This is a genomic window from Actinoplanes sp. ATCC 53533, from assembly GCF_003947245.1.
Genome location: NZ_QHHV01000021.1, coordinates 54948 through 69171, shown reverse-complemented (window position 1 = coordinate 69171; position 14224 = coordinate 54948). Strand labels below are relative to the sequence as shown.

Genomic DNA, 14224 nt, shown 5'->3' with positions numbered 1-14224 from the left:
CGTCACTCCCTCGTCATCGGTCCGGCACCGACCGGCTCACGACCGGCCGGCGCGGCAGCGGGCCGGGCCGTGGGCCGGGCCGCGGGCGCCGCCGCGCCCTCGACCGACAGCCGCGGCGTGATCCGCTCGGCCCACCGCGGATACCACCAGTTGGCGCGCCCGATGAGCCGCATCAGGGCCGGCACCAGCGTCAGGCGCACCACGAAGGCGTCCACCAGGGCGGCGATGCCCAGGCCGATGCCGATCGCGGACACGATACGCTCACCGCTGAAGCCGAACGAGGCGAACACACAGAGCATGATCAGCGCGGCGGCGGCGATGACCTGACCGGTCTCGGCCACCCCGGCGCGGACGGCCTTCAGGTTGTCGCGGGTGTGCGTCCACTCCTCGTGCATCCGGCTGACCAGGAAGACCTGGTAGTCCATCGAGAGGCCGAACATCACGCCGACGATGATGACCGGCACCAGGTACATCACCGGCGCGCCCGAACCGACGCCGAGCAGCTCCGCGCCCCAGCCGAGTTGGAAGATGGCGGTGACCGCGCCGAGTCCCACGAAGATCGTGGCCACGTTGGTGAGCGCCCCGACCAGCGGCACGAGCACGCTGCGGAAGGCGACCGCCAGCAGCAGGAAGCCGAGCACCGCGACCAGGCCCAGGTAGAGCGGCAGCTTGTCGATCAGCGCGGCGGAGATGTCGATGCTGGTGGCGGTGGTGCCACCGACGTACACCCGCAGCCCGGTGCCGGACTCGGCGGCCGGGATCACGTCGTCGCGCAGGGTGCCGACCAGCTCGGTGGTCTCCTCGGTCTGGGCGCTGGTGGCCGGGACGACGGTCGCGACCGCGATGCGCTGCCCGGCCGCGGCCGGCGCCGCCGCCACCGAGGCGACCCCGTCGACCGCGGCGAGCCGGCCCACCAGGGTGGTGAAGGCCCGCGCCGAGGCCGCGTCCGGGGTGCGGGCGACGAGCAGCAGCGAGGCGTCGAAGCCGGGGCCGAAGCCGTCGGCCATGAGCTCGTAGTAGGCGCGGGCGGAGGAACCGGCGGGATCGCTGCTCGCGTCGGCGTCGCCGACCCGCATGGTCGCCACCGGCGCGGCCAGCGCCACGATCACCAGCAGGGCGAGCAGGCCCATCCGGCGCGGCGCGCGCTGCACGAGGCCGGCCCAGCGCACGGCGAGCCCGGCCCGGTGCTGCGGCGACGCCGGGCCGGCCCCCGCGGTGCCCGCGACCGCCGCGCGCTGGCGGCGGGACAGGACGCGGTGGCCGAGGATGCCCAGCAGCGCGGGCAGCAGGGTGATCGCCGCGGCGACGGTGAACAGGACGGTCACAGCGGCGGCCTGCGCCATGCCGGTGAGGATGCCGAGCTCGACCACGAACATGCCGAGCAGCGCGACCATGACGGTGACCCCGGCGAAGACGACGGCCCGGCCCGAGGTGTCCAGCGCCTGGGCGATCGCGTCCGGGACGCGCGCACCGCCCAGCAGCGCCTTGCGGTAGCGGTTGACGATGAACAGCGCGTAGTCGATGCCGACGCCCAGGCCGATCAGCGCGCCCATCGTCAGGCTGGTCGCGGCCAGGTCGACGGCGTGCGAGGCGAGCATGACCACCAGCAGCGAGACGCACACCCCCACCACGCCGGTGACGATCGGCAGGACCGCGGCCCAGACCGACCGGAAGACCAGCAGCAGGATCGCCAGCGCGGCCAGGATGCCGACGATCTCGGTGCCGTGCGAGGCGGCGGGCAGCTCGGTGAACGCCGTACCGCCGACCTCGACGTCGAGGGTGCCGCTGCGCAGGCTGGTCGCGGCGTCGGTGATCGGCGTGACGTCGGCGTCCTCGGCCAGCACCACAGTCGCGTAGGCGGTGTCCGAGGCGGCGTCCAGCTGCCGGGCTCCGGCCTGGTCGTACGGGCTGACCACGGCCCGCACGCCCGGCATGGTGGCCACCTGGCCGAGCATGGCGGTGACCTGCCGGCGTACGGCCGCGTCACCGATCGCCACCCCGTCGGTGTGCCAGGCGATGGTGCCCTGCTCGGTGCCCGTACCCTGCGCGCCCGACTCGGCGAGCAGGCTGTAGGCGGTGGCGGACTCGCTGTCCGGCAGCTCGGCGTCGTCGGTGAACGCCGTGCCGATCCCGATGACGAGCATGATCAGGGCGACGAGGGTGGCGATCCAGCCGCCGAGGACGGCGAACCGCCACCGGAAGCATTTCTGGGCGAGAGCTCTCACGACACGGACCTTTCGAGGAGGCGATCTGACCTCCCCTACGGTCGTCGGAAAGGGCCGCCGGGTCGTCGCCCAGCCGCGGTGATCGAAGTACCGCAGTCGCGGTACGGCCGGACCCGCGAAAAGTCCGTCGCGGCCCGGACCGGTGGTCCGATAGCGTCCCGCCATGGTCTACCAGCTGCCCCTGGCGTACCTGCTCGGCCTCGAGGGCGTCGCCCTGCTGCGGGCCTTCGGCGGGGAGCACGACCGGGGCTTCACCGAGGCCCGCATCGCCGAGATCCGCCGGCTGCTGGACCACCCGGAGCTCGGCGGCCCGGGCGTCACGGCCGAGCGGGTCGGCACCGTGGCGGGCTACCAGGTCTGGTCGCGGACCTACGACCAGCCGGGCAACGGGCTGTTCGCCTTCGAGGAACCGCTCGTGGACGAGATCCTCGATCCGTTGCCACCCGGCGTCGCCCTGGACGCCGCCTGCGGCACCGGCCGGCACTCCGGGCGGCTGGTCGCGCGGGGGCACCGGGTCATCGGCGTGGACAGTTCGCCGGACATGCTGGAGCACGCCCGCGCCCGGGTGCCGGAGGCGGACTTCCGCCGGGGCGACCTGCACAGCCTGCCGGTGCCGGACGACCACGTCGACGTCATCGTGTGCGCGCTGGCCCTGGTCCATCTGCCCCGCCTCGGGCCGGCGTTCCGGGAGTTCGCCCGGGTGCTGCGGCCCGGCGGGCACCTGCTGATCACCGACGTCCATCACGAGACGGTGGCGCTCGGCTCGGTGCCCCGGATGCGTTCCGCCGTCGGTGGGCCCGGCCTGTTGCCGGCCTACCGGCACCGGGCAGCCGACTACCTCACCGCGGCATTGCCGCTGGGCCTGCGGGTGCGCCGCTGCGAGGAACCCGGACGCAGCGCCGGCCCGGGCGCGGCCGGCGGCGCGGCCGGCGAGGCGGCCGTCGACCTGTCGGCGACGCCCGGGCCGTGGGACGACTGGCCCTGGTCGCTGGTGGGCATCGTCCCGGCCGCGACGGCCGCCGCCTGGAACGACGCGCCGGCGGTGATCGTGTGGCACTTCGAGCTGCCCGCGAGCTGACGGATGCCGGAGCCGAGGCCGTGGGCTGCCGGGACGTGCCCGGAAACGCCGTATCGGCGCAGCGCTGCGGCGGGCGTTGACCCGCCGCTTACCGTGACGGCATGACGCTGCCACCACCGCCGGACTTCGTGCCGGCCTACGCGCCGCCGCGCCGCGGCAGCCGGTTGCCCTGGGTTCTCGGGGGCGTCGCGGTCCTGGCCGCGCTGCTCTGCCTCGCCGGGGCCGGGGTGGCGACCGTCTGGCTGCTGCGGACGGGGGAGGAGAACCAGCCCGGGTCCGCGCCACGGGTCAGCTCCGAGACCGCCCGGGCGGACGCGGACGCGGCGACCTGGCCCGAGCTCACCGCGCTGCCCGTCACCACCGAGCCGACGCTGCGTTCCGGCGGCAACGGAACGCCGACCCAGGTGGCGTTCGTCAACGACACCCGCCAGGTCGTCACCGTCTCCTGGATCGATCAGGACGGCAGCCGGGTGACGTACCAGACGCTCCGGCCGGGTGAGACCTATACCCAGCCGACCTACGTCGGCCATCCCTGGGTCGTCGCCGCGGTGGACGGCCAGGCCCTCGCGGTGTTCCAGCCGGCCCCGGCGCCGGGCCGGGCCGTCGTGCGCTGAGCCCCGGCGCCGGACCAATTGACCGTTTCGGCCTCGGCGTCCTCCGCATTCGTCAAGCATGAGGTGATGCGGCACCAGGATTCGGCAGTGCGGGGGTACTGATGGCGGGTCTCGCGGTCACGGCCCTGTTCTTGTTGATCTTCGTGTGGGCGACGGTGGGCTATCTCCGCCGCCGTGACCCGCTGCTGCGTGATGTCATGCTCATCTTCAGCGCGGTGGCGATGCTGTTCGTGCTGAGTGTGCTCCGGCTGGCGGTGGGCATGCCGTCCCGGACGGTGGCCGGCCTGGTCACCGGCGTGCTGCTGGGACAGCCGTTCTTCACGCTGCGGCTGGTGAGCCGGCTGCGCCCGGTGCCGTCCTGGGTGATCTGGGGCGCGCTCGCGGCGTGGATCGCCTCCGCGGTGCCCGTGCTGGTCATCGCGCAGCCGCTGCCCGACCACGTGGTGTGGCCGGTGGTGACGCTGTTCTTCCTGGTGGAGGCGGTGGCCGCGGCGCTGCTGGCGGTCGACGCCCGGCGCCGCGGCGGTGCGGCCCGGATCCGGCTGGCGTGCGCCGCCGTGGGCACCGGGCTGTTCGGTGCGACCATGCTGCTCGCCGGCGCGGGCGTGGCGGTGGTGCCCCGGTCCCTCGCGGTCGTCTCGGCACTCATGTACCTGCTGGCCTTCATGCCACCGCACTGGCTGCGGCGCACCTGGTCCTGGGGCGCGGCGAACGCCCTGATGCGGAGCCTGCTCGCCGCCCCGCCGGCCGAGCCCGCGCACCGGATCTGGCAGCGCTACTGCGAGCGGGCCCGGCAGGTGCTCGGCGCCGACCTGGTGGTGGTCCTGCTGCCCAAGCCGGGCGGCACGGTGCAGGTGATCAGCGATCCGGTCCTCGACCTCGCCGCGTGGCGCTGCCGTACGGCGGACGTGGCGAGCCTGCCCGCCGTGGCGGTGACCATCGACGCGCTCGCGGGCTGGACCGATCCGCCGCCGGTCGCGGCGGACCTGGCCCGGATCAGCGGCACCCGTTTCGTGAACGCGGCGCCGCTGCCGGCCCCCGGGGGAACACTGCTGCTGCTGCACCGGTTCCGGACCCTGTTCGCGGACGACGACGTCGAGCTCTTCGCCGAGCTGGCGAGCCAGGCCGCGGCCCTGGCCGAGCGGGCCGCCGTGCTCGCGGAGCGCCAGCGGCTCGCGGTGATCGTCGAGTCCTCCGCCGACGCGATCATCGGCAAGGCCGTCGACGGCATCATCACCAGCTGGAACGCCGGCGCCGAGCGGCTGTACGGCTACCGCGTCGACGAGGCGGTGGGCCGCGACGCCGCCATGCTCTTCCCGGAGGACTGCCGGGACCGCGAGGCGGAGTTGCTGGCCTGTGTGCTCCGCGGCGAGCGCGTCGACCAGGTCGAGGTGCGCAACTGCACCCGGGACGGCGTGCCGGTCACGGTGTCGCTGACCTCGTCGCTCATCGCCGACGCGAGCGGGCAGCCGCTCGGCGTGGCCTGCATCGTGCGCGACATCAGCGAGCGCCAGCGGGCCGAGGCGATGTTCCGCGGGCTGTTGGAGGCCGCACCCGACGCGATCGTCGGCGTCACGGCCGACGGGCGGATCGCCTTGCTCAACGCGCAGGCGGAGCGGCTGTTCGGATATCGCCGCGACGAGTTGCTCGGGCAGTCCGTCGACATCCTGGTGCCGGAGCGGGTCCGGGCGGCGCACCCGGGCCGCCGGCTGCACTACTTCTCCAGCCCGCAGCCGCGGCCGATGGGCGGCGGTGTGGAGCTGGCCGCGGTGCGCAAGGACGGCAGCGAGTTCCCGGCCGAGATCAGCCTCTCGGCGCTCGAGACCGACCAGGGTGTCATCGTCTCGGCCGCGGTCCGCGACGTCTCCGAGCGGCTGCAGGCGCAGGCCGAGCGGGAGCGCCTGGCCGCGCAGGCCGAGCACGACGCCGCCGAGCGGCGGCTGCAGCACACCCGCCGGCTGGAGAGCCTCGGCCAGCTGGCCGGCGGCGTGGCGCACGACTTCAACAACATCCTCGCGGTGATCGCCAGCTACACCGAGCTGCTCACCGAGACCCTGCAGACGCCCGCCCCGGACGCCGGGGAGCTGACCGCGGCCCGCGCCGACCTGGCGCAGATCGGCCGGGCCACCGAGCGCGCCACCCGGCTGACCAAGCAGTTGCTGGCCTTCGGCCGCCGCGAGATCACCCAGACGCAGGTGCTCAGCCTCAACCACGTGGTCGGCGACGTCGAGCAGATGCTGCGCCGCACCCTGGGCGAGCACATCCACCTCGTCACCCACCTGGACAGCGCTCTGCTGCCGGTGAGCGTCGACCCCAGCCAGTTCGAGCAGATCCTGCTCAACCTCGCGGTGAACGCCCGGGACGCGATGCCCGGTGGCGGCACGCTCTCCATCGACACCAGCAACACCGAGCTGGACGAGGACGACGTCGCGGACTGCACCGAGCTGAGCCCGGGCCGCTACGTGCGGTTCCGGGTCAGCGACACCGGCAGCGGCATGCCGCCCGAGGTGGCCGAGCGGGCCTTCGAGCCGTTCTTCACCACCAAGCCGCAGGGCGCCGGCACCGGCCTGGGACTGGCCACGGTGTACGGCATCGCCACCGCGGCCGGTGGCCACGTCCGCCTCTACTCCGAGGCCGGCATCGGCACGACCATCACCCTGGTGCTGCCGGCCTCCGACGCCGCCGCCGTCACGGACGCCGGTGCTCCGGCGGATGCCGGTGAGCCGGCGGCCCCCGGCTCGCGGGAGGCGACGATCCTGCTGGTGGAGGACGAGGAGGCGCTGCGCGACGCGAGCGGCCGCATCCTGGCCCGGGCCGGCTACGAGGTGCTCGTCGCGGACGGCGGCGCCGCCGCCCTGAGCATCGTCCAGCACCACCCGGAGCCGATCCACCTGCTGCTCACCGACGTGATCATGCCGAACATGATGGGCAACGAGGTGGCCGCCCGGATCCACGAGCTGCGGCCCGAGATCCCGGTGCTCTACATGTCCGGCTACGCCCAGCCGGTCCTCACCGAGAACGGCACCCTGCAGCAGGGCGTCACCATCATCGAGAAGCCCTTCACCCGGCGGGATCTGATCGACCGGGTGCACGCCCGGCTGCACCACGCCGGCGAGAGCGGCGACTCCTCCGGGCCGGTGACCGTCGGACACCACGGCGGCTGAGCCGCACGAGGGCCGTGGCGAGAAGTCGCCACGGCCCGGGCTCCGATCCCCCCGTCGATGACCGGACCGTTCCTGTCTAGCAACCGTTCCCGCATGTCCGCTTGTTGACTTCCATCGATCAATCAATGCCCGGACAATGTCCGGGCGGGCTGTCATCAGATCGATGCATATGGAGGTCGTCGGTGGGGCGTGCCGAACGTCAGGTCGATCCGGAGGCCGGTCCGCTGCAACGCTTCGCGTGGGAGCTGCGCCAGCTGCGGCTGCGGGCCGGCCGGCCCAGCTATCGCGAGCTGGCGGCCCGCGTGCACTATTCGGCGTCCATGCTGTCCGAGGCGGCGGCCGGGCTGTCGCTGCCCTCGCTGCCGGTCACCCTGTCGTACGTGCAGGGCTGCGGCGGCGACCGGCAGGAGTGGGAGCGGCGCTGGCAGCAGCTGGCCGCCGAGCTGTCCCGGCCCGCCGTCGCGCCGGAGGAGCCGCCGTACCTGGGCCTGTCGACCTTCCAGGCCCGGGACGCCGAGCGGTTCTTCGGCCGCCGGGCGCAGGTGCGCGAGCTGGTGGGCCGGCTGGCCGAGGGGCCGTTCCTGGCCGTCTTCGGCGCCTCGGGCAGCGGCAAGTCCTCGCTGCTGCGCGCCGGCCTGGTGCCGGCGCTGGCCGGCCGGGAGGCCTGCGGCGGACGGCCCGCCGGCAGCCTGGTGCTGACCCCGGGCACCGAGCCGGTGCAGGAGCTGGCCGCCGCGCTGGCGGCCCGGCAGGGCGTGCCCGCCGCGGCCCTGCACGCCGACCTGTGCGCCGCCGCGGCCAACGGGGCGCTGGCCGTCCGGCAGGCGGTGGCCGCCGACCCCGGCATCGACCTGCTGGTCATCGTGGTCGACCAGTTCGAGGAGGTCTTCACGCTCTGCCGCGACGACGGCACCCGGCGGCTGTTTCTGGACTGCCTGCTGGCCATCGCCGCCGGCTGCCCCGACCGGGCCCGCGTCGTGCTCGGCGTGCGTGCGGACTTCTACCCGCACTGCGCCCGGCATCCCGGCCTGGTCGCGGCCCTGCGGGACCGGCAGGTGCTGATCGGCCCGATGGACGACGCCGACCTGCGCGCCGTCGTCACCGGCCCGGCCGAGCGGGCCGGCCACCGGGTCGAGCCGGCGCTGGTGGACGCGGTGCTGACCGACGTCGCCCACCAGCCCGGCGCGCTGCCGCTGGTCTCGCACGCGCTGCTGGAGACCTGGCACCGCCGCCAGGGCCGGCTGCTGACCCTCGCCGGCTACCGGGAGGCGGGCGGCGTCGCCGAGGCCGTGGCCCGGACGGCGGAACGGGTCTTCGGCGAGCTGGAACCAGCCCGCCAGGAGGTCGTGCAGGACATCTTCCTGCGGCTGACCGCCCTGGGCGAGGGCACCGAGGACACCCGCCGGCACGTCCCGTACGCGGAGCTGCCCAGCGGGCCGGCGGCCGCCGGCGTCCTCGACGAGCTGGCCCGGGCCCGGCTGGTGTCCTGCGCCGAGCACACGGTGACCGTCGCGCACGAGGTGCTGATCCGCCGCTGGCCGCGGCTGCGCTCGTGGCTGACCGCCGACCGGGAGCAGCTGCGGGCCCACCGCCGGCTGACCGAGGCGACCGCCGAGTGGGAGCAGCACGGGCGCGACGACGCGTTCCTGTGGCGCGGCAGCCGGCTGGCGTCCTGGCAGGAGCGGCCCACCGACCGGCTCAACGAGGCCGAGCGCCTCTTCCTCGCGGCCGGCCACCGGGTGCAGGAGCACGAGCAGCAGGCCCGCCGCCGCCGCACCCGATGGGCGGTCTCCCTGCTCAGGCGCGGTGGTCGTGGTGGTGACCGTGCTCGCCACGGTCAGCGCGGCGCAGGCCCGGCGGGCCGGCCGGGAGCGCGACCTGGCCTTCTCCAACGAGCTGGCCGCCGCCGCCCGCGAGCAGCTCAGCCTGAAGCCGGAGCTGTCGTTGCTGCTGGCCCGGCAGGCCCTGCTGGTGCGGCACACGCCCGCGGCCGAGGCGGTGCTGCGGCAGGCCACCGCCCAGTCCCGGGTCCGCTCCGTGCTCGCCGCGGGGCAGGGGCAGGTCTTCGGCGTCGGCTACAGCCCGGACGGGCGGCTGGTCGCCACGAGCGGCGACAACGGCACTGTCCGGGTCTGGCGGCGCGCCGCCCGCGGGCCGGCCACCGGCGCGCCCCGGGTGCTCGCCGGTCACCGGGGCGAGGTGTGGAGCCCGGTCTTCAGCCCCGATTCGCGGCTGCTGGCCGCCGGCGGCATCGACGGCACGGTCACGGTGTGGGAGCTGGGCGGTCAGGCCGGGCCGCGGGTGCTGCGGGGCCACAAGGGTCCGGTGTGGACGGTGGCGTTCAGCCCGGACGGGCTGCGGCTGGCCGGCGCCGGCGACGACGGCAGCGTCCGGATCTGGGACGTGCGGCGCGGCGGCGCGGCCGGCACCGTCCTGCGCGGGCCGGTGCGGCAGCTCGGCATCGCCTACAGCCCGGACGGGCGCAGCCTGGCGGCCGGCGACGGCGACGGCGTGGTGCGGGTCTGGTCCGCGACCGGCGCGGGCCGGCCGCGGGTGCTGCGCGGCCCGGCCTCCTCGGTGGAGAGCCTGGCCTTCGGCCCGGACTCCAAGGCGCTCGCCGGCGCGAGCACCGACGGCACGGTCCGGGTCTGGCGCCTGGACCGGACCGGCGAGGCGGTGGTCCTGCGCGGCGACGGCTCCGGTACGGCGGAAGCGGTCGCCTTCAGCCCGGACGGCCGCCGGGTGGCCGGCGGCGGCAGCGACGGCACGGTACGGGTGTTCAACGTGGACGGCGGCACGGATCCGCTCGTGCTGCCGGGCCACGACGGTCCGGTGTGGAGCCTCGCGTTCAGCCCGGACGGCGCCTGGCTGGCCAGCGGCAGCGGCGACGGCTCCGCACGATTCTGGGATCCGGCCGGCCCCGGCGGATCCCAGGTGCTGTCCGGGCACGCCGGCGCGATCTGGGGCGTCGCGATGTCCCCGGCCGGCGGCCCGGTGGTGACCGCCGGGCAGGACGGCACCGTACGGCTCTGGCCCCGCGATGTCACCGGCACGCCGACGATCCTGCGCGGGCACACCGGTGACGTCAACGCCGTCGCGGCCGGTCCCGGCGGCACCCGGGTGGCCAGCGCCGGGATGGACCGCACCGTCCGGGTCTGGGACGTGGCGACCGGGCGGGCCACGGTGCTGAGCGGCCACACCGGCTCGGTCTGGGAGCTGGGCTTCCTGCCGGACGGCGGCCACCTCGCGAGCGCGGGCGGCGACGGCACGGTCCGGATCTGGGACATCGCCGCCGGGACGGCCACCGTGCTCAAGGGCCATGACGGCCCGGTGCGCTCGGTGGCGGTCGCCCCGGACGGCCGGCACGTCGCCAGCGGCGGCCGGGACGGCACGGTACGCGTCTGGGACGTGGCCACCGGCCGGGCCGTGACCCTCCGCGGCCACACGGGCGGCCTGGTCTTCCGGGTCACCTTCAGCCCGGACGGGCGGCAGCTGGCCAGCGGCGGGCACGACGGCACGATCCGGCTCTGGGACGTCGCCGGCACCGGCAGCCCGACCGTCCTGCGTGGACACCGTGGTGCCGTCTGGAGCGTCTCCTACAGTCCCGACGGCCGGCTGCTGGCCAGCAGCGGCGACGACGGCGGGCTGCGGATCTGGCGGACCGCCGAGCCGGGTGCCCCGGTCGTGCTGCGCGGCTTCGGCAGCCCGGTGGAGGGTGTGGTGTTCGGGCCGGGCCCGGACGGGCTGGCCACCGTCCACGACGACGGCACGCTGCGCCTCTCCCGGTGCGACGTCTGCGGCTCCCTCGACCGGATCCGGGCGCTGGCCGAGACCGGCGCCGTCCGCGGCTTCACCCCCGAGGAGCAGCAGGCCTACCTGAGGGGTGACCATCGCTCTCCGTGATCTCCCACGATGTGGGAAGTTTCCGGCCGGTTGCAGTCCGGCGTCGGCAGAAGCCGCAGACCAGGCCGGTCGCTCACTGCAAACTCCCTGAGGAAAGCGCATTCCTAAGACATGTGAACAGTTGTGTTCATCGATGTTACAGATATATTCGGCTGGCACCGGGCGACCGTCCTCCGTCCGGGAACAACCCATCCCCTCCCCGAGATGAGGTCCGCGCATGCGCCGATCCCGCAAGATCTGGTACGCCCTCGGCACCGTCGCCGCACTGTCGGTGGCGGCGCTGGTGCCCGCCGCCACGGCGTCGGCCACCACGATCCCGGCGAACACCGGCTCGATCCCACTGAGCGCCACCAAGAGCTTCTCCGGCACCTTCGACGGCGGCATGAAGCGCTACTACGGCACCGGTGCCCTCGGCTCGGGCGGCCAGAACGAGGGTCAGGACCCGCTGTTCGACCTGCCCAGCGGCGGGACGCTGAAGAACGTCATCCTGGGCAGCCCGGCCGCCGACGGGGTGCACTGCGAGGCGACCTGCACGCTGGAGAACGTCTGGTGGGAGGACGTGGGCGAGGACGCGGCGACCTTCAAGCCGTCGTCCACCTCGGCGACCATGACGATCAAGGGTGGCGGTGCGCTGCACGCCAGCGACAAGGTCTTCCAGCACAACGGCGTCGGCGGCACGGTCGTCATCGACGGCTTCCAGGTGCAGGACTTCGGCAAGCTGTACCGCTCCTGCGGCAACTGCAAGTCGGGCCAGGGCAAGCGCACGGTCGTGATCAAGAACGTGACGGCGACGTACAAGGGCGGCTCGCTGGCCGGCATCAACACCAACTACGGCGACAGCGCGACGTTCAGCAAGATCACGATCATCGGCGACAGCAGCAAGAAGATCGTCATCTGCAACAAGTTCATCGGCAACAACACCGGCGCGGAGCCGACGTCGAACGGCTCGGGTGCGGACGGCACGTACTGCAAGTACAAGGCCTCGGACATCACGTACAAGTAGGTCCTGCTCCTTCTGAGCGGCCCCGGGCTCGCCCGGGGCCGCTTCGTGCGTTCTGTCGGCTGCTTGCCCGCTTTTCGCCTCGCTTGCTCTGCCCGCTTGTGTCTGGTGGCTCGCTTGCTTTGCCTCGTTGCTGGCCTGTTCGTGCCGCGCTGACCGCCTGCTTTTGCCTCATGATCGCCGGGAGTGACAGAAATGCGGCCATTCGGCCGCCTTGAAGTCGCGGCCGTGGCGATGGATCGTGGCAGGAACCGGGCCATCACCGACGCCGGCCCGGTCGGGGAGGCCGCCATGACGATGCCGATGCTGGACCGGATCCGGTGCGGGCTGATCGGCGCGGGGGAGGTGCTCGACGGGCCCTACGGGCCGCGGCGGCTCACCTACGCCGACCACACCGCGTCGGGCCAGGCGCTGGACTTCGTCGAGGACTTCATCCGCCGGCAGGTGCTGACCCGCTATGCCAACACCCACACCGAGGCGTCCGCGACCGGGCTGCAGACCGGTGCCCTGCGGGCCGAGGCCCGGCAGCTCATCCATCGCAGCGTCGGCGCGGGCCCGGACGATGTGGTGCTCTTCTGCGGCTCCGGGGCCACGGCGGCGATCAACAAGCTGGTGGCGATCCTCGGGCTGCGACTGCCGGAGGCCCTCGATGACCGGTACGCCCTCAGCGCGGCGATACCCCGCCAGGAGCGCCCGGTGGTCTTCGTGGGCCCGTACGAGCACCACTCGAACGAGCTGCCCTGGCGCGAGACGATCGCCGACGTGGTGCCGATCGGCGCCGGCCCCGACGGCCGCATCGACCTCGACGACCTGCGCCGGCGGCTGCTCGCGCACGCGGACCGGCCGCTGCTGATCGGCAGCTTCTCCGCCGCGTCGAACGTCACCGGACTGCTGACCGACACCGCCGCCGTGGCCCGGCTGCTGCACGAGCACGGGGCCCTGTCCGTGTGGGACTACGCGGCGGCGGGCCCTTACCTGCCGATCCGGATGCGCGAGTCCGCGCCGGGCCGCGCCGACCACAAGGACGCGGTGTTCCTCTCGCCGCACAAGTTCGTCGGCGGGCCGCAGACCCCGGGCGTCCTGGTGCTGCGCCGCGACCTGCTGACCAACCGGGTGCCGACAGTGCCGGGCGGCGGTACGGTCGCCTTCGTGGACCCGGTCACCCACCGCTACCTGGACGACCCGGTGGCCCGCGAGGAGGGCGGCACCCCGGCGATCGTCGAATCCATCCGGGCCGGGCTGGTCTTCGCGGTCAAGGACGCGGTCGGCACCGCCACCATCGGCGCGCGGGAACGCCGGCTGTGGCTGCGGACCCAGGACCGCTGGGCGGGCGAGGACCGCATCGAGGTGCTCGGCGACCGGCACGCCGAGCGGCTGTCCATCGTCTCGTTCCAGATCCGGGCCGGCGAACGCTACCTGCACCACAACTACGTGGTGGCGCTGCTCAACGACCTGTTCGGCATCCAGGCCCGGGGCGGATGCTCATGTGCGGGGCCGTACGGCCACCGCCTGCTGGGCATCGACGAGGCACACTCGCGGGAATTCCACGCCGAGATCGTGGCGGGCTGGGAAGGGGTGAAGCCGGGCTGGGCCAGAATCAACCTGAACTACTTCATCTCCGACACGGTCGCCGGCTACCTCGCCGAGGCGGTGGCACTGATCGCGCGGGACGGCCACCGGCTGCTGAGCGACTACCGCTTCAACCCGCGCACCGGCCGATGGTGCCACGTGGCCGCGACCCGGCCGCAGGTGTCCCTGGCGGATCTGCGGCTCGCGGCCGACGGCACCGTCACGATGCCGCCGGCCCGGCCGACGCTGGGGGAGGACGCCCTGGCCGGCTACCTCGACGAGGCCCGCCGCATCATGCGCGGCCGGGGCGAGCCGATCGACGGCGTCGGCCTTGACCTGCCGCCGGCATTTGAGAAGTTGCGGTGGTTCCTGCTGCCCGCCGAGTGCCTGGCTGATCAGGGGTGAACGGTGTCTCCGCCCGGTTGGCTCCGGGGGGTGCGACGCGGGCCAGCGGGATCGGCGCGAGCAACGGCACGGACAGGGTCCACTGGGGCAGGGTGAACACCGCGGCGCCGGTGGCGCGATGAACCAGGCGGTGAGTGGTGTCCGCGCCAGAGGCCGATGGCGGTTGTGACGCCGACGAGCGGGCGCCGCCGGCCGGTCTGGTTGGCGGGGTGTTGGGTCGGTCTGGTTGGCGGGGTGTTGGGTCGGTCTGGTTGGCGGGGCGTTCG

The 14224-nt window shown here is 74.1% G+C and carries 7 protein-coding genes and 1 pseudogene; 7 read left to right on the top strand and 1 reads right to left on the bottom strand.

Annotated elements, in window-relative coordinates; all coding sequences use genetic code 11:
* Positions 1-2 precede the first annotated feature (2 nt).
* Positions 3-2225: an MMPL family transporter gene (locus DMB66_RS08370; RefSeq protein WP_125803450.1), complete on the bottom strand. Its 2223-nt coding sequence runs from the start codon at positions 2223-2225 to the stop codon at positions 3-5.
* A 163-nt stretch (positions 2226-2388) separates the two neighbouring features.
* Between DMB66_RS08370 and DMB66_RS08365 the strand changes: the two genes are divergently transcribed.
* The 7 genes and pseudogenes from DMB66_RS08365 (at position 2389) to DMB66_RS08335 (ending at position 13958) form a co-directional block, all read left to right on the top strand.
* Positions 2389-3303 carry a class I SAM-dependent methyltransferase gene (locus DMB66_RS08365; RefSeq protein WP_125803449.1) on the top strand — a complete coding sequence of 305 codons (915 nt, stop codon included), beginning with the start codon at positions 2389-2391 and terminating at the stop codon, positions 3301-3303.
* 101 nt (positions 3304-3404) lie between these two features.
* A complete protein-coding gene (locus DMB66_RS08360) occupies positions 3405-3917 on the top strand; it encodes a hypothetical protein (RefSeq protein WP_125803448.1) in 513 nt (170 codons plus the stop codon).
* 101 nt (positions 3918-4018) lie between these two features.
* Positions 4019-7081 (top strand): PAS domain-containing sensor histidine kinase, encoded by a 3063-nt coding sequence (locus DMB66_RS08355; RefSeq protein ID WP_233624388.1) that lies wholly within the window; start codon positions 4019-4021, stop codon positions 7079-7081.
* A gap of 125 nt (positions 7082-7206) precedes the next feature.
* Positions 7207-8661: pseudogene (locus DMB66_RS65770) on the top strand (helix-turn-helix domain-containing protein); the annotation flags it as partial.
* A gap of 235 nt (positions 8662-8896) precedes the next feature.
* Positions 8897-10984 (top strand): WD40 repeat domain-containing protein, encoded by a 2088-nt coding sequence (locus DMB66_RS08345; RefSeq protein ID WP_158647176.1) that lies wholly within the window; start codon positions 8897-8899, stop codon positions 10982-10984.
* A 217-nt stretch (positions 10985-11201) separates the two neighbouring features.
* Positions 11202-11987 carry a pectate lyase gene (locus tag DMB66_RS08340; RefSeq protein WP_125803445.1) on the top strand — a complete coding sequence of 262 codons (786 nt, stop codon included), beginning with the start codon at positions 11202-11204 and terminating at the stop codon, positions 11985-11987.
* 288 nt (positions 11988-12275) lie between these two features.
* On the top strand, positions 12276-13958 hold the full coding sequence (locus DMB66_RS08335; RefSeq protein WP_199752130.1) for an aminotransferase class V-fold PLP-dependent enzyme: 1683 nt from the start codon (positions 12276-12278) through the stop codon (positions 13956-13958).
* Positions 13959-14224: the final 266 nt, after the last annotated feature.

What these genes read in the sequence shown, in the direction of transcription:
- DMB66_RS08335 (WP_199752130.1), top strand. Translation starts at nt 12,276, where the DNA reads ATGACGATGCCGATGCTGGACCGGATCCGGTGCGGGCTGATCGGCGCG.
- DMB66_RS08360 (WP_125803448.1), top strand. Translation starts at nt 3,405, where the DNA reads ATGACGCTGCCACCACCGCCGGACTTCGTGCCGGCCTACGCGCCGCCG.
- DMB66_RS08365 (WP_125803449.1), top strand. Translation starts at nt 2,389, where the DNA reads ATGGTCTACCAGCTGCCCCTGGCGTACCTGCTCGGCCTCGAGGGCGTC.
- DMB66_RS08355 (WP_233624388.1), top strand. Translation starts at nt 4,019, where the DNA reads ATGGCGGGTCTCGCGGTCACGGCCCTGTTCTTGTTGATCTTCGTGTGG.
- DMB66_RS08340 (WP_125803445.1), top strand. Translation starts at nt 11,202, where the DNA reads ATGCGCCGATCCCGCAAGATCTGGTACGCCCTCGGCACCGTCGCCGCA.